The sequence below is a fragment of the Ktedonospora formicarum genome (genome assembly GCF_016587355.1).
Classification (GTDB): domain Bacteria; phylum Chloroflexota; class Ktedonobacteria; order Ktedonobacterales; family Ktedonobacteraceae; genus Ktedonobacter; species Ktedonobacter formicarum.
This window is the reverse complement of record NZ_BNJF01000011.1, coordinates 195,126-219,334: the sequence shown is the minus strand read 5'-3', so window position 1 is coordinate 219,334 and position 24,209 is coordinate 195,126. Positions and strand designations below refer to the sequence as shown.

The window sequence follows — 24,209 nt, the reverse complement described above, 5'->3', positions numbered from 1 at the left end:
AATCACGATATGAACAGCAAGGAACACCTATGGTTTGATCGACTTGAGATCACAGAGTTGCTCCATCAGTTCTTTCGAGCACTTGACGAAAAAAACTTCGACGAGACAACACTAAGCAGTATTTTTACCGCTGATGCAAAAGTTGAGCGACCAAACGGAGTTTCCGTGGTTGGTCCACGTAGGATCGGAGAAAGCCAACATCAAAGTTTTGTTCGATTTCGAGCTACGCAGCACCTCGTCAGTAATCAAGTGACCACGATCAACGGCGACGATGCCGAGGTACGAGCCAATCTTGTTGCGATGCATCTTTGGGCAGATGGTCATGGCGACCCAAATGGGCTTGAAAGCTACTTCTTAGCTGGCAGCGTTGTGCAGGCCAAAGCCGAAAAGACTGTATCTGGATGGCGGATCAATGAGCTAGCGGTGCATAATACATGGCGCACCGGTTCAGGTTTTGCAAGCATTGTGAACCATCCTTATTCATGACCTGTGAGATTTTCATTCGGCACACGTCTCTCCGTTTGTATCATGTATCGCAAGCATTTTCATATAGCCTACAAACGCGACTCCATGCCCCGAGCTCATATATCGTGTATCCCATGCTTGTATGGAGGCTGGCTGACTCTCTCACCAACCTCCGCCGCTTGCAGGAAGCATATGTCCTGCTCACAAAAACGTTTGAGACGCTCTCCCTTTCAAAGGGAAGCGTCTCAAGCTATCAACCTGTGCATGCGGAACTCTCTGCTCAGAGAGGAGTTGTGCTCTCGATGCTGGGATGCCAGCACAGATGTATGCTGGATCAGGAGCGATGGCCCGGTGCAGATCCAGCATACCATCGGCTCTATAAGGTTCGCGGACTCCTGTATATGGAATTGTCCTCTTGGGATGCGGCCTACCATGACCTGTGGCGGGCACCGTGCTACGATTCACAGGACGAGCAGTGTGTAGAGGCCCTGATGCACGTGTTGGAGCAACTTCAGGTGTCCGCACCACACCCTCAATGATTTCTCATCTCCCTCCCACAACCAGCCAGCCTCAAGACTCACCCCTCATGAGGCTGGCTTTTTTTCTACCAGCAGAAAAGGAACCCGTCCCATGCGTTTGTCCATGTGCTATACGCTCTTGAAGACTCATCTCGCCGTGGAACTGTCTGCAACCTCAATCACGCAAGAGAGCCCACAGATGGGCTTTGTCGTGGGATCAGATGACTTTGCCCTGTTCACAGATCGATGCCTTGCTCAGAAGAGATTAAAAATGCCAATAAATCTGGCAGCGTTGGTTGTACTCCAATAGACTGAGCCATGAGCAGGATCGATTGCAACAACAGCGTCCTGGCCTGAACCAGGATTGAAGATATGCGGCGCAATGGCTCGTGCTGAAGCAAAAAGGACATTCTGAGAGAGCACTAGCTCCGTAAAATTGCCGTCGGGGTCAGCATCCAGGCTCCAGAGAATCTTCCCATTGCGCTCATCCAGCGCATTGAGAGCACCGTTGCCAGGGATATAGGCAATGCCCCTGGCTTCAATTACCATAAAAGTTCTGCCCATGTAAAGTGGACTGTGCCAAAGCTGCGTGCCGTTGAGCGCATTCAAGACGATTATCTGCCCATTGATACTCAGATAGAGATGTGTCCCTGCACCTGCAAGCCCGCTGGCATAGTTACTTGACCCCTGGAGGGGCCTTTGCCATAAGGGTTTTCCGTTCCCTTGCGAGAAAGCGAAAAGCGAGACACCCTGGTCGCCTGCAAGGTCCTGGAGATAGTAAACGTTCTGTCCAACCAACACAAGCTGAGAATTGTAGACAAAACGTCCTTGCGGGATGTTTGGCGAAAAATGCCAGGCCAGCGAGCCATCGTTTGCATGTAACACGGAGAAGCTACTCTCCTGCGCCCGCACAAAAACCAGACCATTTCCAGCAGTAATAAGGAGAGGGTTTCGGGCGTCTCCTAGGCCACTGCGAAGATGTATAGTATGTTTCCAGGTAAGTTTTCCATCGGTAGCTCGTAGCGCGTAAACGACCTCATCAGACCATCCCATAGCCACATCAACATACACGAATCCGTTGGCACCCATCAGGTACTCAAGCATCCCATTGGCCTGGAGAGAGGTTTGCCAAATTTGCGTGCCACTGCTGGCTGTCCACGCTGTGATAATGCTCCCTCTATTGTTGATGTCACTGGTATAGAACACATTACCTGAACCATTCGTGGAGAGCGTCTGAGCCTGGTGTGTCCAACGCACCGAACCATCCCGCGCATTGAGTGCCACAATTTGGTAATGCTGATCAACGCCAATAAGCAGGCAAGGAGAAGCAAGCGGAGCAGGCTTGTTGCTATACAAATAGATTGGAGAGGCAATCGTCACCAGTTGCAGACAGCAAGCGCCGCCGAAGAAGAGCGCTTTGACCTTGCGAGCGTGTTTACTTCGCAGCAAGACAACGAGTGTCACTATAAGCAAAAGAAGTGCCAGAAAAATAAAGAGATAAAAGATGAGATTGATTGAGGGAATGATTTTCATTGTGATCCTCATTTATCTTAGATATTTTAAATATCAAAGATACTCTCTGTTTGCCCTCTTGTGCATGGGTCAATTGACCCATATCGAAACGGCCCATAAATGTGTCCCCTTTTTTCGCTGCCAGGCGCAACACGGCGCACAGGCTGTTGCGTAATGGCCTCAAAAACGCAAAGGGTAAGCGCTCAGCTAGCCATAACAACGATGAGGTTCCAAGAATGAGAAGGGGCAAACAGAAGGGCAACAGCGCAACAAAACGCGAGCGTCTTCTCAACGTGCATGTGGCCTGACTGGCGTATACATGCCGAGAGGCCCACCCACATTCCTATTGCACAGTGTCTTGCCAGCGAGAAACGGAGAGGCTCGGCGCGATGCCGAGCGCCCTCCACTGTTTCAGGAGGTCAATTCTAGATTGTGATGCCCCCTTCGCAGCGCTATTGCCAGAGTATTGGCCTTCTCCTCATGCAGTTCCTCGAACAGTACCTGAGACGCGATTGAGACGTGATTGTTGAGTTGGGCTTCTTCAAACGTTTAAATAAGCATATATGTATTTCTTTGCAAGGAGCGCCATTAGGATATGAACATACAACTCTCAGATTTATGGACAGCAGCGGGCATTCTCCTGGGGTTCCAAGTCACCTCATTTGCTGCACGCGTCAACCGTGAGATTTCTATAGGAGAAAAAGAAAGAATTACGTGGCTTCCCCCAGCGGATATAGTGAATCTTTTCTCAATGTTCGTGTTAGTAATCGGCATATACATCCTTCCTGTGCTTGGCTTCGCCAACCAGAAATTCATAACATATGCATTTGGTCTTGCTGTGCTTTTATTTATTGGTTATCCATTTGCTCTAGCTGCTCATTATGACATGTATAACAGGAAGACCAAGCGATCGTTTGAATACTTTCCCTATCAAGAGAAAGTGGTAGTTATAACCATAGCTATTTTAGCAATTGCTTATGTGGTAATTGCGCTCATAAAGAGGTAGGTTTCTCAACGAGTCACGCTTTCCCGATCTCCAATTTGTGCTTTTTTAACCCATATAGTGGCATTGTGAACCATATAGTGGCTTTTGAAGGAGATGCTTCAAGCTAGCTACTTGGAGAAGGAGGAGCTGGACATGCTCTACGGACAGTTCGGGCTCGACCTTCTGCCCAGGCGGAGGCTGAGTAGATCATCCACGCTGACACCATGGACGGCCTGCTGCTCGCGGAGGCTATACCCATGGGCGAAGCCGTGAGCGCGTATGAGGATTACGCGACGGCCTGAACAGGAGAGCCAAAAGTCTCAAAGAAGCGCACTGGCAGGCCATGTAAGAGGACCGAGAGTCGAGGAGCATCGGCGGGACGGGCATTGCGATTCAGGTGCTCGTAGAAGACTTGCAGGGTTGGTTCACCAGAGAGAGCCATAGCCCATGAGGACCACAATGAAATCGATGAGATCGTAGGTTCCCATGCGTGCGGACAAAGCAGACCTGCACGATGGTAACCAAACGCCGTATGCCACCATTGATGAGGCCATCTGTATTGTGCAATGTATTTGCCACCAAGGAAAGGGAAGAGAGCTTATGGATGAGAGCTATGAAGAAGTATGTCAGCGTATTAGAGCAAGGTGTCTTCAACAACGCTGGCATGGCCCAGACGCATATAATCCATTTGAAATTGTGCGACAAATGCGTGAAAGAGACGTTCCTAAACGCTCTGGATCTTACGTTATTTCTTTCCACAGCACGAGATACTGGTATGATCGCAACCGGAAACAATATGCCATCAATCTAGAGGCAGACCTCGATTTCCCCTCCAGACTGAATTTGAATATCCACCTGCCTCTGAAAAGGATGTGGTTGCAGAAGAAGAGGCGCTCGGTTATCCACTCCCACCGTTATTGCGTACACTCTATACACAGGTAGCCAATGGCGGATTTGGACCTGGGTATGGCCTTCCGCAAATACAAGATCATGTGCTTAGGAAGTCGGATGACTCAGCCTGGGAGAGATCCAGCAGACCAGTGAATCTTGCCATTTACTTGCGGAAAACGAGTGCATCTGCTACTTTTGCGGTTCCAGACTACGCCTGGCCTGACAATCTTTTTTGGCTTTGCCATTGGGGCTGTGGGATCGTGTCTTATGTCGATTGTGTCTCTGGTCACATTTTTAGGGGTGGACTAGAGCGCAATGGATATATTTTTCGCCACGAGGCAGACTCGCTCTATGAATGGTTCGACCTTTGGTTGAACGGGGTTGATGTGTGGGCCGAATGAAGACAAAAGGACAAGAACATGCATGAACCAGCCATCATTCTCTGCAAGCGTATTCTTGGGAAATGCCAGCAGCTGCGCTGGTACGGAGGTGAAGAGTATAATACCTCTCGCATGAGCCCAGCGAGTCGATATGAGGTCTTCTACGACAGTTCTGGGAAGAAGATAACCATTGACAACGACCCTGATGATCACCCACGTAAGACCAGTTTTGCCTATCCACCTGCTACGAACGAACAATTACTGAAGACAGAACAGGAGCTTGGCTTTCCTTTGCCACCTCTGTTACGAGCACTCTATTTGCACGTTGCTAATGGAGGTTTTGGCCCTGGATATGGTTTGCTAGGTGCGCTGGAGGGCTTCGATGAGGCAGGGAATCTCGTCGATATGTACCAGTATCATGTACAGCATGATCGACTTATTGATCTTGAGACATACCCCCATACTTGGGAAGCCGAAGAACCTCTAGAGCTCCCCCAAAAAACGTGGCCACGCTCTATGCTCTATCTCTGTGACTGGTATGGAGCCAAAGTATCGTGCATTGATTGCATAACTGAACGGATATTTCTCGTCTCTATGGGAAAAAAACGACATACCTATCGCTTGGAATTCCAAGCTCTATCCCTTCAAGAGTGGTTTGAGCAGTGGATGGAGAGAGAGCCAGAGCCAGATCCATAGCCAGATCTAGGGCAATTCGGTGATCTAATAGATCAGCAAATTGTGGAGGGTTGGCAAATGGCACCTTCCCGGGAGGGTGAAGAGAAAACAGATCTGTCCGTATCACACCGTGTTCCCCTGTCACATGCAAGTGGTTCTGTCATCCTCCGCTCTCAACATGGCATCATTTGCAGGGGAATTGGCACCGATGGCTAGTGACGCAAGGAGATGTCGTGTTCTATGATGTCTTCAGAAGTTCTTTCTGGATGAACCAAGAAAAAGGAGATCACGACAATGACGACAAAAATCGCCCTCGTCACAGGGGGCTCGTCCGGTATCGGCGAAGCGACTGCACTGGCCCTCGCCCAAACAGGGTATACGGTGTATGCTGGCGCACGAAGAGTTGAGAGGATGCAACGCCTCAAAGAATGCGGGATTCGCCCGCTGGCGTTGGATGTCACCGATGATGAATCCATGCAGTCCGCCGTCTCGCAGATCCTCGCCTCGGAAGGCCATATCAACGTCCTGGTCAACAATGCTGGCTACGGCTCCTACGGCGCGCTGGAAGACGTGCCTCTGTCCGAAGCTCGCTCCCAATTTGAGGTCAATGTCTTCGGCGCAGCCAGGCTTACTCAGCTCGTCCTGCCCCAGATGCGTAAGCAGCGTTCGGGCACCATCGTCAATATCACCTCAATGGGCGGCAAGATTTACACCCCATTCGGCTCCTGGTACCACGCCACCAAGTTTGCTCTCGAAGCGATCAGTGACTGTTTGCGCATAGAGCTTGCGCCTTTCGGGATCAATGTCGTGGTGATCGAACCTGGCAGCATCCAGACCGAGTGGGGTGGCATCGCCGCAGAGAAGGTTCGTGCCGTCTCCGGCACCGGCCCTACGCCTCGCAAGGCAACGCCATGGCCGAAGCCCTCAGCTCCGAATCCACCCAGCGACGCTCATCGCCACCCGAACTGATCGCCAAGACCATTGCCAGGGCTGTCACCGCACGACACCCCAGGACCCGCTACGCCGTCGGGTACGGCGCCAAACCCATGATCGCCCTGCACGACATTCTGCCCGACCACTGGTTCGATACCTTCATCCTCCGAGCCACTGGCATGCCGTCATGATCATCGGGCACAACGGCCCCCAATGGGGCGATCACCTGCTAGTGATCTGGGGGTTGTCGTGTGCTCTGATGTCTCCAGAGGATCTGTGTTACACTAATGAGGAGGGCATTTGGCATCGAAGACAGCCATCGCCCTGGTCACTGGAGCCTCATCGGGCATGGGCAAGAAAAGAGGAAACTATGAAGCAGGCCACCCGTTTCAGTGTGCAGCCTGGCTGGAAATTGCTGATCCGCGATATGGGGGTGAACCCTGCTCTTGTCCTGCGACTGGCGGGGCTACCCGCCGACCTGTTTGCCCGCAAGGATGCGAGCCTGAGTCCGGCTGACTACTTTCGCCTGTGGCAGGGTTTGGAGCAGGCGGCGGGAACAGACGTGTGGCCGCTGAAAATGGGCCAGGTCCTTTCGGTGGAAGCGTTTGATCCGCCGATCTTTGCCAGCCTTTGTAGCGCGAATCTCAACACCGCGTTCCAGCGGCTCTCGCAGTTCAAACAGCTGATTGGTCCCCTGACCCTTGCGGTCGAGATCACTCCTCACCAGACCTGTGCCATGCTCGATTGTTACGGTAACTCCGAACCGATCCCGCGCAGCCTGGGGGCAGCGGAACTGGTGTTCTTGACGCAGCTAGCACGGGTGGGCACACGTAAGCACATGGTGCCGCTATGGGTGGAGTTGGTGCAGCTTCCTGACCAGAAGGGACCGTATCAGGAGTACTTCGGGGTGCCGCTTGCAAAAGGCTCGGCCAACCGCATAGCCTTTTCCGCCAATGATGCACGACAGCCCTTTCTGACCGAGAATACAGCTATGTGGGACTTCTTCGAGGCGGGACTCAAGGAGAAACTGTCCGATCTCGATACTCAGGCTAGCATGAAAGAGCGGGTCAGAAGTGCATTGCGGGAGATGCTGCCTGGTGGTCAGAGCTCGATCGAGGAGGCAGCCGACCGCCTGGCGATGAGCAAGCGGTCCCTACAACGCAGGCTCTCGGAGGAGTCGTCCAGTTACCAGGAAGTCTTGAACATCACCCGGCGAGAGTTGGCCCACTACTATCTTTCACGATCTTCTGCCTCGCTCGGAGAAATTGCCTATTTGCTCGGCTTCCAGGATGGCAACTCGTTTCTCCGGGCATTTCGTGGCTGGACTGGTCAAACACCAGGGGAGTACCGCACGAGCCTCATAAAGGGCTCGCACCCGAGGCCCGTGAGGGGTCTTGCATCTGGAGTGCAGAGCTGAGCAAGGAGAGGCGAGAGAAACCTTCCATCTCATGTTCATTCTGATGCGATGAGAGACCCGTGTTGATCCGGTTCAGGTTGACATTTATCCCAACCGTATGCTACGGTATCTCCATGAATCCTGTCTACTTGAGAGGGGAAATGAAAACCCCTGGATGGATGATCCATCGCAACCATAACCGCAACACAAGCACCTTCGCCGCTTAAGCCCGGCACACCATGGCTTAAGCGGTAGAAAAAGGGTGCCATGTTTCCTCCTCACCTCAGTTTGTCTCTCAACTGAGGGGTGGTTTATTGGGTGCTTTTTTCTCCCTCTCGTTTCTCTCCTTGTCGCCGGGTAGCGTACCATCTCACGGGCTCGCTCACTCGGCTTGACACAGTTTGCTTCGCGCGTTTGTTCCCTGCTTTTGTCAGTGTTGCCACAATGAGATGGTTTCTACTCGTGCACTTGTTAGCCACATGAAAGCAGGTGAAATGATGTATTGACAGCAATAGCGGAACAGAAGCTCCTGATCGATGAAAATTTCACTGATCAGACGAAGGGAAACACGCGATAACGCAACGATGAGAAAAAACAAGGAGACAGACACATGAACACAGCCGTGACGCTTGTGCGTTCTGGCGGACCAGCTCTCGTAGAGGCCATGAAATTTGTCACCATCTGTCGAGCACTGGACCCACAGAACGATTATCCGCACATTGGCGACCTCCAATGGTGGTGCCGAGATGGTTCGCTTGATGATCAGCAGAACTGGCATTTCTGGTATCAAGAAAATGGTGAGGCGCTTGCTTTAGGGATCATTGCCGGGAATGAGATCATCTGCTTGCTTCATCCCGACTTCCGTACGCACGAACGCTTTCGTATGGTACACCAGTGGGCAGTGCAACGCGTAAAAGAGCGCGCTCTTCAGCAGGGCGAGAATCAATATGAGATATGGGAACAGGCCTGGAGTTTAGCCTCCGGCGACGATCTGGAGGTGGGAAGTTTTCTTGAACGTGAAGGATATGAGCGCCAAGAAATGTACTATCATTGCTACCGCCGACCGCTGATCGAGCCGGTGCCAGCACCCATTTTGCCAACAGGATTCACAATTCGCCCGGTTGCTGGAGAGTCTGAGGCAGAGATGCGAGGTGTGCTTCACCGTGATGCTTTTTTTCCACGTGGGAGCTCGACCTACGAGGAAGCAACCTTGCGACAATTGGCAGTGATGAAGACGCCCCAATACGATCCTCAACTCGATCTGATGGTTCTGGCCCCTGATGGCACGCCAGCAGCTGGTTGCATCTGCTGGGTGGACCCGGTGAACCGCGTGGGCCTGTTTGAACCGGTAGGAACGCGCCCGCAATTTCGTCGTCAAGGATTGGCCACGGCGCTCATGCTTGGCGGGTTACAGCGCTTACGCGAACGGGGGATGCAGGCGGCATTGGTGACAGGCGAACATCCCGGGAAGGAGGAGAAGAGTACAGAGTTTACTTCCTCGCGTTTTGTGTATGAAGCCGTCGGCTTTCAATTGCTGTGTCGGACATACCTGTATCACAAGGTCTTTGCAACAGTTGTCTAAATGCCTGTCTTTTCCTTTTTCTGAGGGGCTAAAGGGAGGGGAGATGACCACGGCGCGCGCTATCTCTCCTCTCCCAACCAGATCTGAAGATACGCTTCTGTCTGGAAATGGTCAGCTCTATTTCTCGACTGGTTCTCTAGGTGTTGTTGTTGCATCACACGAAGAAAGGAGCGCCCTCGCGCCGGAAAAACAGAGCAGCAAGTCGCAGAAAACGGTTGATTTCTGGCACAATTTCCTCCGCTTTTCCTGGCAATGCCGTATCTCTCAGAGCCGAGCCTAGGGACGCCCATTTGACGAATGGGAAAACTCGCCCCAGAATCTGGTTCCCCCACAAGGGGAGCGCGCGGTTTTTTCCAGAAAACCAGAGGAGGGTTTTTTGCATGATTTACATGAGCCACATTCCATCTCCCCCGCTTAACTTGTATATTGATGACCTCTATTACCTGGATGGCCCTGCCCCTCATTCCCGTTTGAAAACGTTCCCTCTGCCATCGTTGCACTTGATGCAGCACTCTCCCAAAGGCTAGTAATGAGTGGTTTGGGTGGCATCGGCAAGACTCAAATTGCAATTGCATATGCATATTTACATCGTCAGGACTACCACGTTATTCTTTGGGTTCCGGCCGACTCACTTGAGTTGCTTGTCTCAAGCTACATCCATATTGCCAAACCGTTAAAGCTTCCACAGAAAGACGAGCAAGACCAAGAGATTATTGTCTAAGCTGTACTCGAATGGTTCAGAACTCAGACACAGTGGTTATTGATTCTTGACAACGCCAATAACTTAACCATTATAAGCAAGTTCCTTCCTCCTACACCTGGCGGCCATATCCTCATAACTACACGTACTCGGGAAGTAGGCCCGATAGCCCGGCGTATCCAAGTAGATACAATGGACATTGATATCGGGACGCTCTTCTTGCTGCACCGAGTTGGTTTAATACCCATAGATGCTTTATTAGAAACAGCCTTACCATCAGATATAAAGATATGTCGTGAGATTACGAAGGAATTGGGAGGGTTGCCATTAGCACTCGACCAAGCTGGAGCATACATTGAGCGAACACAGTGCAGCCTTTCACAATATCTCCATATCTATTCAACACATCGATTTGCCCTCTTAGAGTCACCTGGTAGTCTTGGTAGTGACCATCCAGAATCGGTTGCGAAGACTTGGTCCCTTTCTTTTGAGGTTGTTGAACAGAGAAGTTCTGGAGCGGCGGATCTGTTACGGTTATGTGCATATCTTTCTCCCGATGCGATTCCCGAAGAGATCATCACTCAGGGAGCAATTTATCTAGGTTCAAACCTTGCACCAGTTGCAAAAGACCTTTTGCTTCTAAATGACGCAATCGCGATACTGGATGCCTATTCTTTGATACATCGGCGAAATGACATGCTGACTATCCATCGGCTAGTTCAAGCTGTGCTTAAGGAAGGTATGAATGAGAGCCAGCAACGACGCTGGGCAAAACGAGCTGTACAGGCCGTCAATAATAGTTTTCCTGAGGTAGAGACCACTACTTGGTTTCGCTGTGAACCTTTACTACCTCATGCTCAAGAAACAAGTATCTGGACAAGCGCCTCTTGATACAGGAAGGTCTCTAGGTGTATATGCCTACGTACTACTGAAAAGAAGAAAAATAATTAAAGCAGCATTAATGGCTTTTCGAGCGCTGAAGGCTATGGGATTGAGGGAAATCTTACGATACACGACAGAAACGGTGGGATTGTACATAATGCGGGCAATTAAGAATTAGAGCAAGCTCTCCTGCGATGGCGGCTTAATCAGCTTGGCCCTATTCTCAAGCAGCTTATTAACGAGCTCAATGCCCGCAATGTCGGCAATGAAAGTTTACAGGAGAATATTGATACGACGACATCCGCTAGCAAGCTGGTGTTTCATGCCTTAGGTGCTCTAACCGAGTTTGAGCACCTAAGCTATCAGGGAACGTTGTTAATAATGGATTACAATTGGCCCTCCGGGTTCAAGCAACCGGTCACACTAACTTTGCTGGAGAGCCAAAAGTCACCAGTTACTGACAACGTTCCAATTCCAGACTGAAGAGCGCAAGAGCGAGAGATTGACTCGGCGATAATCCATACAGCTTTACACCCAAACAAGTAGCATTGGCACAATCCTCTATGGCAGTTGCCAGCATTCCATATAGGCAACCTATGAGACGCTGCATGTGTTGCGAGCGACATTGTGCAAGTGCCTTAGCGATCAGGAGTGAATAGTGGGCTTTCAACAGTTGTTCTTGATAGGGCTGGACCTTCTGCCTTTCCTGCAACATGGCTCCTCGACGCGTGATTATCGACGGAACAGGGAGCCTGGCATAAGCACAATTATTATATGATTATTTTGCCTAACAGTTGGTCGTAATCAATTTTTGCAAAATCCGTAGTATCGACAACGATGACATCACTATCGACATCTAGAGTATTGGAATATCCTTTCTGGAGTGACTCTCTAAACTCCTCAAACTTTTCCAGATAGTACGTCTCAAAATGGCCAGGATGCTGAGTTCCACTATTCATACGCTCATGAAATCGTTTCACCAGCGTTTCACCCTCAGTTCTGCAAGCAATTTGTACAATTCGGAAATCACATTGTTCTCTAATTTTATGTATTCTTTCCTCGTTAAAATACGGCGTTACATCGCTCTCAATGATGAGTGATGTTGACGCCTTAAGCATGGTAAGAGTTATATAAAACAATAAATCATATGTTGCTATCTCAAGTTGCTCTACCCAATCTGGCGTTTCATATCCCAGGCTATCAAATAAAGACTCTTTAATATCATCCTTACATATAGCTGGTATGGATTTCTTTTCTGCGAGATGTTTTGCCAAAGAAGTTTTGCCGGTAGCGGCAGGCCCGCTCACAATGACTAATAATGGTGTGGTTGTTTTCATAGTACTTATCTAGTAATTCCAGCCTCATAATACTAAAGTCTGACATCGCGAGAGATAACGTTCTCTAGAGAGTATATTACCATGTTCTTCATCAATCTGAAACTCGGCTGAGTTCGTCTTTTCAACCAATCGAAGTACTCTTGATATTCACTATCCGGATAGGTTGTTCATTTAATCGTTGGCATAGGCGTATCTCCTGCTCACCAGAGATTTCTATGAGATGAATCCATAGATGCGGTCGAATATGCCTAAAGCTCAGAAGATCCTTCCTGTATGGTTTCGCTGGTATCCCCAGGATACCTCAACTTGGGTTTGTGGTTAAACACAATCTACTTTAGGAGGTTCCTTTTTGCCTAACGCTTCCTTAAAATTCTGAGTCATGCGCCTGATGAGCACATACCCATCAGGACTCGGTCAGAAAGAGGTGTCTGAAAATATATACGCGATCCAGAAGAGCGTTTACTTTTTTCTTCTTGACTATATATAGTCGAAATTACGTCGTGCTGATAATATAGCAGCATCTTCCTGTTTCAAATTATATAAGGCTTGAAAGTGTCCCTTTCTCAGAACAGATGTGTCTATACCATATTCCTGGCCATTGACCATCGATAGGCCAAGTAGCAGGGTCATCATCCGCTGGCACAGCCATTTGTTCCTCAACTGTCAAGCCTGTTCGGGTAGTATAGAAAGCCTGTGGGGGCCGCAGCATCAAAGGCTGTGTTCTTTCCTCAGTTCGACCTCATCATTCTGTTGAGCGCTCCGGCTTCGGTCATCATGCAACGATTGCACACCAGGACCACCAATCAGTACGGCAAGCGGCCCCAAGAGGTTGCTCGCGTGCTGAGTTTGGTGGAAAGCGTCGAGCCGCTGTTGCGCCGCGCCGCCGGATACGAAATCGATACCAGTGCCCCTCTTGAGGAGGTTCTGGTGACTCTGCTTCAACTGGTGCAGTCACAGCCATGATACTTGACCTTCTACAGACATGGGACCAGGCAAAGAGGTTCGCGTCCAAAGGGGAGCAATTACCTCTGTCAGACGCGCGATGACGAGGTTCGGTAAGATCCTTTCCAGCTTTCTACAAGGCATGGAGCGCGTGCTGGTGAAGCAAGGAAAAGCTTGCTCGTCCACATCGGGCCTCATAGGCCAAAACTGCGCCGAAAATAGAGCATAGAGCAAGGAAAACTGTGCCGATAATCCCGTTTTTCGGCACAGCCTTATTCATCAAGATTGAGCAAGCAAGTGATGTATTTCCTTGTTTTTCCTCCTCGTTATGGTGCCTTGGGGAGAGTGTGTCATGAGAGGGCGCGTTTATTCTTGACAAGCCTCTCCGCTCAGATACGTTGCCGTTGTTTTCTGGAGAAGTGCCCCTTGATACCAACGAGGGCAAGAAGCATTCCCAAAAAGGCCATGATAGCGGCAAGCAATAATGCAGGTTGGAAGCCACTGATCAACGCCTGATTGATGACCGCTGCCGTCGAATGTGTCGCTGCTATCTTTGGAGTACAGGCGGCATCAACAGCGGTGACCAGGGCCAGTCCAAGAGCTCCTCCGAGTTGTTGGCTGGTGGTAATCAGACCAGAAGCCAGCCCTTGATCAGCGGCTTGAATGTCTACGACGGCAGCACTTGTCATGGGTGGGAAGGCCAGGCTCAAACCGATCCCGATAAGCAGGGAGGGGAAAAGAATATTCCAAAAGGTACCTTCAGTCAAGGTCAACGCAGTCAAGGCGATTCCAGCAGCGAGCAAGAGCATACCGAGAACGAGTGTCAATTTGGCTCCCAGACGATTCATCAGCTGGGGAGCTAGATTGGAGCCAATGATTGCCACAATGCCCATAGGAACAAAAACCAATCCCGTCTGGAAGGGAGAATAGCCAAGGATATTCTGAAGATATAGTGTTGCAATGAACAGCAGACTTGTGAACGCTGCCAGAAAGGTGAGTGCTACCAGATTGGCGAAAGCGAGGGCCCGTGAACGGAAAATGCCTAAAGGCAGGATGGGCATGCGCACGTATGCTTCAATCACGAGAAAGATCACCAGCAAAATGAGCGCTAGAGCCATATCACCAAGCGTTTGGCTCACCGCTACTTCATTTGCCTCTCCTACCGTGTAGACCAGAAGCAGCAGACCAGCGGTGATAGCGATCGTCCCAGGAAAGTCAAGTTTCCTGGTCGTCACACCGGAATTGGGGCTTTTTGCCACCAGAATAGGAGCCAACAGAATGACCAGGGCTGCAATGATCACATACTCAAAAAAGCCCCATCGCCAGCCCAAGACACTCGTCAGCACGCCAGATGCTACCGCGCCGAGAGCAAATCCACTCGCGCCCATCCCACTATAGATTCCCAGGGCTTTGTTCCGTTCAGGGCCTTGATCGAAGGTCGTCGTGATGATCGAGAGTGCAGCAGGAGCTGTAAAGGCTGCTCCTATCCCCTGGAGGGCACGAGCGACGATGAGGAGTGTTGGCTCGAGAGCCAGGCCCCCTGCAAGCGAAGCAAATCCAAACAGAGCGACACCACCAATGAAGACGAGGCGACGATCGAACCGATCAGCTATCCGACCCCCAAGTAATAAGAACCCTGCATAGGTCACGAGGTAGGCGCTCACCACGAACTGTGCTGTCGCTGTCGAGAGGTGAAGGCTCTGACTCATAACGGGAAGCTGAACGTTGATGCCGGAAAGGTTCATGGCCTCCAGAAAGAGTGCTGCGCACAGAACAATGAGACTCGCCCAACGTCGGCGGGAATCCCTCGCCCCCTGCTGGGCTTCCTTGGTTGAAAGGGAGAAAGACTCTGTGGATGACATGAGATGCTACTCCTAAGACGTGAGAAAGACAGTAGAGGCAAATGCGCGGGTCTCTTTTCCAGCAATGTGCCAGCGGCAATGAAGAGAAGCGTTCTCTGCAGAAGATGCGCTCTTTCTCTTGCAAAGGCGTTTCAGCACCTGCTGCTGGCACATCTCCTTTCGCAGAGAAAAAGGATTAGATGCTGGTAATCGAACCTCCATCGACACGTAGATTCGTCCCGGTGATAAAGGACGCTGCCTCTGAAGCGAGAAACACCACAGCGGACGCAACCTCTTCAGGTGTACAGGCTCTTCTCAAAGCGAGATGAGGCCGACTCTCTTGCAAGAATACCTGTTGAAATTCCTCAAGGGTGATCCCTCGCTCCCTTGCTTGAGCAAGAAATAGCTGCTCCACCAGTGGCGTCCAGGTCCAGCCTGGCGAGACGGTATTCGCCAAAATGCCGTCCCCGGCATATGTTCTCGATACACTTTTTGTTACATTGGTCACAGCGGCCTTCGCTGCACCGTAATGTGGCAGAAATGGATCGGGCTGCGTACCGGCTTCCGAAGAAATGTTGATGACACGTCCCCAATGCTGCTGTTTCATCGCTGGCAACACCGCCCGAATCAGGCGCACCGTCGAAAGGACATTGCGTTGAAAGGCATTCATCCATGCTTCATCTGGTAATTCCTCGAAGGGGGCAAAGCCATCAGCTCCACCGACGTTATTGACCAGCACATGAATGGTCCCTCTGTATGCAATCGTCTGCTGGACTAGGTGTTGCACCTCGCCCGCATTCGTCACATCCGCTGCAATCGCCAACGCGTGACCGCCTTGCATTTGTATCTCCTGAGCTGTTTGCTCCAGATCCTGTTGATTTCGAGCAGTGAGGATGACGGAACTTCCCTCAGCCGCAAAAGCAGCTGCAATTGCTTTGCCGATGCCACGGCTTGCTCCCGTGACAAGAATGACTTTCTCCTTCAATCCAAGATCCATCGTATGCGCGATCCTTTCTCTTTAATACATCTCTTCCTTATCCGACAAAAAAAGGCGCTACCAGACAGCTAGGGAACTCTGGCTAAATGATGTACATTTTCATGCTGAGATCTATGCGCTTCTCTTATGGAAGCAACGTCTTGCTCACGTGTTCGATGAAACGCAGAGACGTCTCTCTCGATGCCTTCAGAGGCAGGGCCAGAACAAGACGATGGACTCCTCTCTCTGCCAAGCGCTCGATGGCCTCAGGTGTTATTGAGCCACCGACATACATGCTGATCTCTAATGCTCCCAACGCTTCAGGGCGAACCCCTTCTTGCTCAAGCTGACGGATTGTGGAGAGAGAGTGCGAGAGGTTCTCAGGTGTCGTCTCCGATGCAAACCACCCGTGTGCATACTTCACCGTCCGATAAAGGGCAGGGAGGGAAGAACCCCCAATGAGAATGGGTGGAGACGGCTGCTGAAGTGGACGAGGATAGGCCTGGACATCCTCAAAAGAGGAGAATCGACTATGGTACGTTGGTCGTTCCTGACTCCAGATGGCCTGCATGGCTTGCAGATACGCATCAGCGCGGGCACCACGGTCTTCAAAGGAGACTCCCAGTGCCTGGAATTCTGGTCGGAGCCAACCAACACCGAAGCCAGCTAACACTCGCCCTCCAGAAAGCACATCCAGACTCGCAATCTGTTTTGCGAGAAGAAGTGGATTATGTTGTGGCAGGATAATCACACCCGTGGCGAGCTTGAGTGTTTTGGTGGCTGCTGCCACGTAGGTAAGGGCAACAATTGAATCAAGGTGTGGGGTTCTGGCTGGCAGAAAACCTCCTTTCTCCGGGAGAACAATATGTTCCCCAGTCCAGAGAGAATCAAAGCCAGCCGTTTCCGCAGCCTGGGCAACGTCTCTGATGATCTGCGGCGAACTATACGGCCCAAAGTTGATGCCGTGAAGTCCAAATTTCATTGTCTGTTTCTCCTTGTTCCGTGTGGTCAACTCATCCAAACCTGAACAGCAGGTGGCTTCGGTGAGGACATATTGACCATAGAAATTCCTTTATTCCTCCCTGGTCGACAAGCTGATCGTGAGCATCAAAGTCACAATGGCGCAGACAACCATTCCGTCAATTTTGTATCTCCAAGATTGAGAAGCCAGGCCCTTGCCAAGATGTACCAATGGGAGTATGATAGAGACAGGTCTGTATCATTACAGGAAAGTATACAGACCTGTCTCTATCATGTCAAGAGAGTGAAGGAGGAAAAAGTTATGGCGGATGTATCCCATTCCGCGCGGCAACGTATCCTTGCGACCGCTACCGATCTATTTTCTCGTGAAGGGTATCGTGCGGTTGGCACTGATACGATTATTGAGCGCGCTGGCATTGCCAAAATGACGCTGTATCGCCATTTCTCCTCAAAAAATGAGTTGATCAATGCATTTATCGAGGAGACAATCCAGCAATTCTGGGTCTGGTTCGAGCGGGCCATCAGTGAGCATCCTGATTCGCCACGAGCGCAATTGGTGGCGATTTTTGAGACACTCGCCTCTATCGTGGCCGATCCCGATTTTCATGGGTGTTCCTGTCTTCAGGCCGCCGTTGAATTCCCTGAACTCGAACATCCCTCTCACCAACTCGCCCTCCAGTTCAAGCAGAGAGTGCATACTCGTTTCCGTGAGATCGGTACACAAGCAGGGGCACAACAGCCTGACCTGCTCGCTGATCAGCTTCTTTTGCTGATGAATGGCGCATTGATGCAAGGCCGGATGCGGGTCGCTTCCTTTTCGGCTCAGGCTGTTGTGCAAGCCGCGAGAGCATTGATTGAAGCCCAAGTGGGGGATGGGTAAGATCCTGGCAAATTTGCGCATTGACACTTCCCCTGCTCAAGCACGCGGGATTCTTCCTTCATCCAGGTGGCTTGCAGGGTCGCATGGCTGAGACACTGTAATGGCCCTCCTGTCCAGAAGCGTTTCATGCACACAACGGTGCATCAGTTCCCGCCTGCCCGACGGTACTGAGCGCTTTTTGCAAAATGTTGATGGCAGCATTATGATCTCTGTCGAGCACCATTTAAGAGGAAAGATTTCGATCGCACGGGTGCCAACCAGGCGCAGGCGACCGATGCCACAGCCATCGGTGAAGGTGATGTGCTTGCCATCTGAGTCAAGCTTCCACCCTGATGTTTTGTACTCGACCGAGCGATTGTCATGCTGAAAGCGAGAATAGCCTTTCTTCCACGGCTTCTTGGCCTTGCAGTTGTCATAGAAGCGAGCGTTTGCTTCGCTGATAACAATTTTTAGGTTTAAATTGTCGTGATGAGACGATCGCCATTTTTTGTTTATTCCTGTGAACTCATTGACTACAGGGGAGCTAGGATGCCAGAAGCATACCCCAGTCCTGTAGTCAACAGTGTAACTCCTTTCAGTGACGCATTGTAATTGTGCTGTCTCTGAAAGGTCTGCGATCAGATGAGAAATGCACTGTCTTTGATAGTATCGCTTCGTTCACAAATCCCTTACTTTGTGAACGAGGAGTGATAACTGACTGCATTTATAGATTTCCTAATATCAAGGACAACGGTGACAGGGGACTTTGGCATTGGTATCTCGACGGCTCCGGCGGTATCTTTGTTGCCGTCATTTCGTATAAAATGGCTCGAGTTCGTGTTATGGATATGCCTCCTAATCATTTGGAACTGATGGAGTATGGGATGACGCCATTGGCAATTGCCATACCTACTGGTATTGACTTACTGACGTTTGCCCCCATGAAGGACTCCAAGATAATCAGAGGAGCTGCTATCCAAAGAAGCATGATGCTGAAACGGACTACATTCCCTATGAGATGGCGTATATATAGTCCTTTTAGAGGGTAGACTAAGATCCTAGCGATTTTGGTAATTATTCAGAATGGCTAGACGATTGCCTGAAACGCAGGCGATCTGCTAGAGTAAGTGTATGAACCGGAATGAAGAACTCGCACGTCTGCGCCAGGAAAATCGAGCCTGCGCCAAGCGTTGGCTGGCAAAGACGAGCCACTCAAGTGGCTCGACCAGGAGAAACGCCCGTTGAGCGAAGCCCTTCAGGAAACGCTCCAGGCCGTTGCCCAGTTGCGTGAACAGGTTAAAACCCTGAAGGAACAGCAGGCCAAAGACAGCCACAACAATCATCTGCCTCCCTCTTTCGACCGTTTCGGTCAGCGGACGAAACGTTTGCGCCAACCGAGTGGCAAAAAATAAGGAGGGCAGCCAGGCCCTCAGGGCCACAGCTTGAAGAGAGAAGGAGTATCAAGCCTGTCATGAAGACCTCTCCCGTCCCGTTGGCGACCCTGCTGGCCGACCTATCCGATCCGAGCAGCCAGGTGCGCCGGCAAGCGATCACGAACATCATGCGTCGGCGCAAGGAGCGAGGGCTGGCGTTTGATTCGTTGCTGACCTTGCTCAACGATCCAGATTACCAGGTGTGCAAAGCCGCCATCAAAGCGCTGGAAACCCTGAACGATGCCCGCGCGCTTCCCGGCTTGCAAGCGCTCCTCACTGACCCGCACCAGAGAGCGCAGGTGCGCCTGTTCGCGCTCCGCGCTCTGCTGCACGTGGATCACCGTCAATCTCTGCTTCATCTGCTCACTGCCCTGTCTGACCCAGGTGTCCTTGTCCGCCGGGAGGCCATCAATGTGCTGAGCAATCAGGGCGATCGCCGCGCGATCCCTGCTCTGATCGCCGCATTGGGGGATGCGGACGGGGATGTCCGTGCGAACGCCGCCTCCGTGCTGGGGCAGCTGGGGGATACCCGCGCGGTCTCTGCCCTGATCGCTGTGCTGGGCGATGCAGAGATGTTCGTTCGTACGCGTGCGGCTGGTGCCCTGGGCCCGCTTGGCGATGCCCGCGCCGTTGAACCCTTGCTCGCCCTGTTGGACGATGCACATTGGCAAGTTCGTGCAAACGCAGCCAGAGCCTTGGGTAGCTTGAAGGATGCTCATGCCGTTGATCCCCTGATCGCCCTGTTGGGAGATACAGATGGGGGAGTTCGTGCGAGCGCCGCCACTGCCCTGGGCCTGCTTGGCGATGCCCGCGCCGTCGAACCCTTGCTTGCTCTGTTGGGCGATGCACATTGGCAGGTTCGTGCGAGCGCCGCTGGTGCCCTGGGCCCGCTTGGCGATGTCCGCGCCGTTGAGCTCTTACGTGCCCTCTTGTCCGATCCGGATGCCGACGTAGCCCAGCAGGCAAGGGCAGCCCTGGCGCAGGTGGAGCGTTTGAGGTAGCAAACACTTCCAACAAAAATCAATCTTGCCCCGCTTGAGAGGCGAATAGCCAGAGGTCCTGAACAGTTACCATTTTCGCTAGGATTTTAGTCCACCCTCACATACCCATATAATTAGAGATTCTTTACTGAAATTGTATTAACAGGCTGGCTTCTTGAAGAAGAGGTTTTAGCGCCTCGCAGTGAACATTTCTCGTGATGTCCCCCCACAACATTTGAGCGCAAGAAACAGAGCGATTTCCTTCTTCTGCCCCCCCTTCTATTTCTAGGGGAGAGGATCTTGCCATGCGGCTTGATGGTAAGCTCATGGCCGAAATCCGCCAGTAATCACATCACATGGCAGGGTATACTCCTCGAGAGATGAAGGTCATTTTTACATTGAACGCAAATGACTCATTTTGCTTACTTAAAAGAAGGAGATCCCTCTCTAAAGCGAAGATAAGGAGAAAAGGATGGCAAAATCGTACTTTAGCACAGTCTTTGAGCAGACGGCTGACCAAGTCTGGGGAGTCATTCGCGAGTTTGGCGACGACTTCTGGTGGACCAGTGAACCTGTTGAAACCATTGTTGAAGAGGGAAAATCGGGCGATACGGTTGGGGCTATCCGCCATGTACGTGGCGCTGGCCTGGATTTCCGGCAGCGACTGCTTGCCCTCTCAGACCGGGAGCGCTTTTTTACCTACGAGTTCTGTAATCCCAACGCCAGACCTGTCCACAACATGGAGATGACCCTGCGTGTGACGCCGATCATCGATGGAAGCAGAGCGTTCGTCGAATGGTGGGCCACCTTCGACTGCGATCCCTCCGAGTACGATCACTGGACGGCGTTCTACATGCAGGCATTTGCCAGATGGTTAGAACCGCTTCGTGCCGTCCTACAGGGTTGAAAGTTTGCTGGGAGCCTAGGCCCCTAACTTCCGTTTTCCCTCTCATGGTATGTCATATCTTTTCGTCAGTTTTGCACTGAGAGGCCAACTTCCATGAAAAAAGCTTCATGAACTTCTCTGATCCATGTGACACGCTGTACATGCGAATACTTGATCAGTGGAACTCCACAGGAAAGGAGAAGATCGTGAAGCACTCTCAGCAGATCACGCTTGCTGGAACCAAGACCACCTCCACCGATCTCCGTCGTTGGGTGGAAGCGCTGTTCCAATTGCATACCAGCCTGGCTCCTCGCTTTGCTCGCCCAGAGCCCCATCGGCGAGCTTTGAAGTATCTGCAAGGAATCTTGAGCGATACTGCACGGGAAAAACGGCTGGCAATTGGCGGAACATGCCGGAGAAGCCCATCCAACCGGGATGCAACGCTTGCTAGCGCAGGCAGTCTGGGATACCGACGGGGGACGAGATGACCTTCGCGCCTATGTGCTTTTGCACCTGGGTACTGAGGGAGCGGTATTGGTCATTGATGAAACGTCCTTCCCCAAACAGGGGACGCATTCGGCAGTTGTCGGTTTGCTGTATTGCGGGACAACCGGCCAGGTTGAGAACTGTCAGGTTGGCGTGTTTCTCAGCTATGTCACGAGCCGGGGACATGCCTTGATAGACCGAGAATTGTATCTGCCTCTGGATTGGTGTGAGGATGCTGAGCGGAGACGAGTTGCCCATATTCCCGAAGCTGTGCGCTTCCAGACCAAACCAGAACTGGCCCGGCAGATGATCGAACGGAGTCGCCGGGCGTCTGTCCCCTTTGAGTGGGTGGTCGCAGATACTGTGTATGGAGGCAACTTTGACCTGCGGAACTGGCTGGAAGCGCAAGAGTTCCACTACGTGCTGGCTGTCCCTTGTCATGAACCGGTTGCCTTCCACACACTGCAGGGACGCAGACGAGAAGAAGCCGCTCTCGTCGAGATGTTCCTGCCTAATCAGATAGAGTGGTACCAGTTTTCGATGAGCGAGGGCCCCCAAGGCCCACGGCTCTTTGATTGGGCGTTGGGGCCCATGCTGTATCGCTGGGAAGATGATGGATGCCACTTTCTGCTCATCCGCCGGAGCCTCACCGATCCGTTGGAGAAGCGCTATTACTTCGTGTTTGTTCCCGTTGGATTGACCCTTGGCGGGATCGTCGCTGCTCTTGGATGTCGATGGCATATTGAACCTGAAGTTTTTGCCAAGGTCCGTTTTGTGTTGGACCTTCAAACCAAGTTGGTGGTGTATGTCCCGGGGCTGAATAAGATTCACAATAGAAGGTCTTTCCATAACAGTAAATATAAATCGTCTCTGTGGGCGTGGGATGAGGATTATGGAAACGAAACAGTTCTATGCCTACAGTTGATAACAAACCACCAATAGTTGGTCTATTAGGTACGTAGTCGTACCTATCTTCCGCTTGGAGACTAAAAGGAACGCCAGTCATAGTAGCTGTGGTAAAGTGTTCACAGTTGTTAACGATGGGATGATATCTTTGGCTTTTCTTTTCTCCCCATCCCAGCGTTTGTAGAGCATATTTGATAACCAGATCTGGATCATATTTTATTAGTTACGCGCACCAGGATGAAATGCTGGCTCAGCGCTTGCATGCCGATTTTCAAGATAGGGGAGTACGCTGCTGGTTTGCTCCTGAAGATATGAAGATCGGCGATACGATCCGCGCACGCATCGATGAAGCCATCCATGTGCAGGAGAGGCTGCTCCTCTTGCTCTCAGAGCACTCCCTGGCAAGTACCTGGGTGGAAGATGAGGTAGAGATTGCTTTCGAGAAGGAACGGCGACAGCAACATGATATGCTCTTTCCAGTGAGGCTCGATGAAACGGTGATGCAGGCGAAGGAAGCCTGAGCGAGCAAACTCCGTCGCACCCGCCATATCGGTGACTTCACTTCTTGGATGAATCCTTTGGTTTATCAACAGGCTTTTGAGCGTTTGCTGCGTGACCTCAAGGTTGAACAAAGGGAAGAGGAATGTTAAATCATAGAAACCTATGTAGCCAGCAATTGCTTCAGATCAACGAGATCATTTTGCGTTCCCATTTGTTGGTCGCAATAAAGAAAATCGTTGTGCAGATGGTAGACTCTTTCGTGAACATGGTAGATCCTTTAGCCAAAGCTAGGCTTTTGTTAAAATAGTAGACCTTTCGGCAGGCGGATGTTCTAGCGCGAGGTGCACGCTTCCCTGTAATCTTCTGGCGTCGACAGGAACAAGCCGCGTCAAAACTCCCCGCACTTTTATGGGTCGACCTACCAATGTAGGGCTGATGTGGGCAAGGGCGCGAACGTTAAAAAGTGCAAGCATTAAGGATGATCAGCATTTGGATTGCAAGGAACAGAAGGATGAAAAAAACTCCACAAACTCTATATCTGGAGGCGACATCTCTTCGAAAGCTGGTTGTGTTCAACTTATAATTGGTGAAAGGATGGCAGAAATCGTAGCAAATATTATATTTCCCATGCAATACTCCTCGTTTCGTGATACGAACGGTAAGCGAAGGCATGCTCTGTGTTTAAAATTCAATGACGCTAACAGTACCGCCCCCTCCTCTTGCCTTTGGAGAGAATCTAATAACTTCGATCACCTTCCCAACTGTATAACGACATCGCTGTGCTAGTTGCCAGGGACGAAGAATGCAACGTAGGACACACTGATAGCCTCCAATCAGGACGAGACTCGTTCCAATCAACCAGAAGGGCCAGTTGGAGAGAGTCAGAGAACTCCCATGTGTATGACTTACATTCACTATGATCAATGTACTGGTTATGAAAATAGTGAGCAAGAGAATTGCCATCCAGATGGCCTATGAAGAATCATTCTGTGACGGGACTGGCGAACCACATGCTGGACATTTCTGTCTCTCTTTTTTGATGGGGGTGCCATCTTGAGGGCAGAATTTATAGATGTATTTATCGACGTCGTGATACATAGACGGACTCCAACCTTTTTCTACAAGCTCTCCTATGGAGACCGAGCATAAATCGGGAGAGCTT

General features: G+C 51.1%; 23 protein-coding genes and 2 pseudogenes. 17 read left to right on the top strand and 8 right to left on the bottom strand.

Features of this window, described 5'->3' with window-relative positions; genetic code table 11:
• Nucleotides 1-9: 9 nt before the first annotated feature.
• Both K3T82_RS46660 and K3T82_RS46655 read left to right on the top strand, forming a co-directional pair.
• The gene (locus K3T82_RS46660) at nucleotides 10-486 is read left to right on the top strand and encodes a nuclear transport factor 2 family protein (RefSeq protein WP_220200285.1); all 477 of its coding nucleotides are present in this window, start codon (nucleotides 10-12) and stop codon (nucleotides 484-486) included.
• Nucleotides 487-599: 113 nt separating this feature from the next.
• Nucleotides 600-1,004, top strand: a complete 405-nt coding sequence (locus K3T82_RS46655) for a hypothetical protein (RefSeq protein ID WP_220200284.1) — start codon at nucleotides 600-602, stop codon at nucleotides 1,002-1,004.
• A gap of 234 nt (nucleotides 1,005-1,238) precedes the next feature.
• Here K3T82_RS46655 and K3T82_RS46650 read toward each other — a convergent pair whose 3' ends face one another.
• The gene (locus K3T82_RS46650; protein WP_220200283.1) at nucleotides 1,239-2,516 is read right to left on the bottom strand and encodes a PQQ-like beta-propeller repeat protein; all 1,278 of its coding nucleotides are present in this window, start codon (nucleotides 2,514-2,516) and stop codon (nucleotides 1,239-1,241) included.
• Nucleotides 2,517-3,090: 574 nt separating this feature from the next.
• Between K3T82_RS46650 and K3T82_RS46645 the strand changes: the two genes are divergently transcribed.
• Complete coding sequence (locus K3T82_RS46645) at nucleotides 3,091-3,501, top strand: hypothetical protein (protein WP_220200282.1); 411 nt, start codon at nucleotides 3,091-3,093, stop codon at nucleotides 3,499-3,501.
• 265 nt (nucleotides 3,502-3,766) lie between these two features.
• Here K3T82_RS46645 and K3T82_RS46640 read toward each other — a convergent pair whose 3' ends face one another.
• A complete protein-coding gene (locus K3T82_RS46640; protein WP_220200281.1) occupies nucleotides 3,767-3,922 on the bottom strand; it encodes a hypothetical protein in 156 nt (51 codons plus the stop codon).
• Nucleotides 3,923-4,274: 352 nt separating this feature from the next.
• On the opposite strand from K3T82_RS46640, the gene K3T82_RS50820 reads away from it, so the two are divergent.
• From K3T82_RS50820 to K3T82_RS46605, 7 genes and pseudogenes are all read left to right on the top strand, one after another.
• On the top strand, nucleotides 4,275-4,772 hold the full coding sequence (locus tag K3T82_RS50820; RefSeq protein ID WP_420799432.1) for an SMI1/KNR4 family protein: 498 nt from the start codon (nucleotides 4,275-4,277) through the stop codon (nucleotides 4,770-4,772).
• 18 nt (nucleotides 4,773-4,790) lie between these two features.
• A complete protein-coding gene (locus K3T82_RS46630) occupies nucleotides 4,791-5,447 on the top strand; it encodes an SMI1/KNR4 family protein (RefSeq protein WP_220200279.1) in 657 nt (218 codons plus the stop codon).
• A gap of 273 nt (nucleotides 5,448-5,720) precedes the next feature.
• Nucleotides 5,721-6,550 (top strand): annotated as a pseudogene (locus K3T82_RS46625) (oxidoreductase).
• Nucleotides 6,547-7,776 (top strand): AraC family transcriptional regulator, encoded by a 1,230-nt coding sequence (locus K3T82_RS46620; RefSeq protein ID WP_420799430.1) that lies wholly within the window; start codon nucleotides 6,547-6,549, stop codon nucleotides 7,774-7,776. Before K3T82_RS46625 ends, K3T82_RS46620 begins: the two are co-directional and overlap by 4 nt.
• Nucleotides 7,777-8,365: 589 nt before the next feature.
• The gene (locus K3T82_RS46615) at nucleotides 8,366-9,337 is read left to right on the top strand and encodes a GNAT family N-acetyltransferase (RefSeq protein ID WP_220200276.1); all 972 of its coding nucleotides are present in this window, start codon (nucleotides 8,366-8,368) and stop codon (nucleotides 9,335-9,337) included.
• 43 nt (nucleotides 9,338-9,380) lie between these two features.
• Nucleotides 9,381-9,617 (top strand): hypothetical protein, encoded by a 237-nt coding sequence (locus tag K3T82_RS46610; RefSeq protein WP_220200275.1) that lies wholly within the window; start codon nucleotides 9,381-9,383, stop codon nucleotides 9,615-9,617.
• Nucleotides 9,618-10,229: 612 nt separating this feature from the next.
• Entirely contained in the window at nucleotides 10,230-10,928 is a 699-nt protein-coding gene (locus K3T82_RS46605; RefSeq protein WP_220200274.1) for a DUF7779 domain-containing protein, read from the top strand.
• 761 nt (nucleotides 10,929-11,689) lie between these two features.
• Here K3T82_RS46605 and K3T82_RS46600 read toward each other — a convergent pair.
• Nucleotides 11,690-12,256 (bottom strand): P-loop nucleotide/nucleoside kinase family protein, encoded by a 567-nt coding sequence (locus tag K3T82_RS46600; protein ID WP_220200273.1) that lies wholly within the window; start codon nucleotides 12,254-12,256, stop codon nucleotides 11,690-11,692.
• Between the two features lie 693 nt (nucleotides 12,257-12,949).
• Between K3T82_RS46600 and K3T82_RS46595 the strand changes: the two genes are divergently transcribed.
• Nucleotides 12,950-13,219: a nucleoside/nucleotide kinase family protein gene (locus K3T82_RS46595; protein ID WP_220200272.1), complete on the top strand. Its 270-nt coding sequence runs from the start codon at nucleotides 12,950-12,952 to the stop codon at nucleotides 13,217-13,219.
• Between the two features lie 368 nt (nucleotides 13,220-13,587).
• Here the strand turns inward: K3T82_RS46595 and K3T82_RS46590 are convergent, their stop codons facing one another.
• The 3 genes from K3T82_RS46590 to K3T82_RS46580 all read right to left on the bottom strand — a co-directional run bounded on the left by K3T82_RS46590 (nucleotide 13,588) and on the right by K3T82_RS46580 (nucleotide 16,997).
• Entirely contained in the window at nucleotides 13,588-15,060 is a 1,473-nt protein-coding gene (locus K3T82_RS46590; RefSeq protein ID WP_220200271.1) for an MFS transporter, read from the bottom strand.
• 175 nt (nucleotides 15,061-15,235) lie between these two features.
• Entirely contained in the window at nucleotides 15,236-16,036 is an 801-nt protein-coding gene (locus tag K3T82_RS46585) for an SDR family NAD(P)-dependent oxidoreductase (protein ID WP_220200270.1), read from the bottom strand.
• A 124-nt stretch (nucleotides 16,037-16,160) separates the two neighbouring features.
• A complete protein-coding gene (locus tag K3T82_RS46580) occupies nucleotides 16,161-16,997 on the bottom strand; it encodes an LLM class F420-dependent oxidoreductase (RefSeq protein WP_220200269.1) in 837 nt (278 codons plus the stop codon).
• Nucleotides 16,998-17,297: 300 nt separating this feature from the next.
• On the opposite strand from K3T82_RS46580, the gene K3T82_RS46575 reads away from it, so the two are divergent.
• On the top strand, nucleotides 17,298-17,876 hold the full coding sequence (locus K3T82_RS46575; protein WP_220200268.1) for a TetR/AcrR family transcriptional regulator: 579 nt from the start codon (nucleotides 17,298-17,300) through the stop codon (nucleotides 17,874-17,876).
• Between the two features lie 225 nt (nucleotides 17,877-18,101).
• On the opposite strand, the pseudogene K3T82_RS49675 reads toward K3T82_RS46575, so the two are convergent.
• Both K3T82_RS49675 and K3T82_RS48835 read right to left on the bottom strand, forming a co-directional pair.
• Nucleotides 18,102-18,308: pseudogene (locus K3T82_RS49675) on the bottom strand (RNA-guided endonuclease InsQ/TnpB family protein); the annotation flags it as partial.
• A gap of 665 nt (nucleotides 18,309-18,973) precedes the next feature.
• Nucleotides 18,974-19,198 carry a hypothetical protein gene (locus K3T82_RS48835; protein WP_236031956.1) on the bottom strand — a complete coding sequence of 75 codons (225 nt, stop codon included), beginning with the start codon at nucleotides 19,196-19,198 and terminating at the stop codon, nucleotides 18,974-18,976.
• Nucleotides 19,199-19,326: 128 nt separating this feature from the next.
• Between K3T82_RS48835 and K3T82_RS46565 the strand changes: the two genes are divergently transcribed.
• From K3T82_RS46565 to K3T82_RS46540, 5 genes are all read left to right on the top strand, one after another.
• Nucleotides 19,327-20,289, top strand: coding sequence for a HEAT repeat domain-containing protein (locus tag K3T82_RS46565; protein ID WP_220200266.1), 963 nt, complete (start codon nucleotides 19,327-19,329; stop codon nucleotides 20,287-20,289).
• A 451-nt stretch (nucleotides 20,290-20,740) separates the two neighbouring features.
• A complete protein-coding gene (locus K3T82_RS46560; protein ID WP_220200265.1) occupies nucleotides 20,741-21,175 on the top strand; it encodes an SRPBCC family protein in 435 nt (144 codons plus the stop codon).
• 185 nt (nucleotides 21,176-21,360) lie between these two features.
• Nucleotides 21,361-21,642: a hypothetical protein gene (locus K3T82_RS46550; RefSeq protein WP_220200296.1), complete on the top strand. Its 282-nt coding sequence runs from the start codon at nucleotides 21,361-21,363 to the stop codon at nucleotides 21,640-21,642.
• A complete protein-coding gene (locus tag K3T82_RS46545; protein WP_236031955.1) occupies nucleotides 21,590-22,582 on the top strand; it encodes an IS701 family transposase in 993 nt (330 codons plus the stop codon). Before K3T82_RS46550 ends, K3T82_RS46545 begins: the two co-directional genes overlap by 53 nt.
• Nucleotides 22,583-22,737: 155 nt before the next feature.
• Complete coding sequence (locus K3T82_RS46540) at nucleotides 22,738-23,067, top strand: toll/interleukin-1 receptor domain-containing protein (RefSeq protein WP_220200262.1); 330 nt, start codon at nucleotides 22,738-22,740, stop codon at nucleotides 23,065-23,067.
• The last annotated feature ends 1,142 nt before the right edge of the window (nucleotides 23,068-24,209 follow it).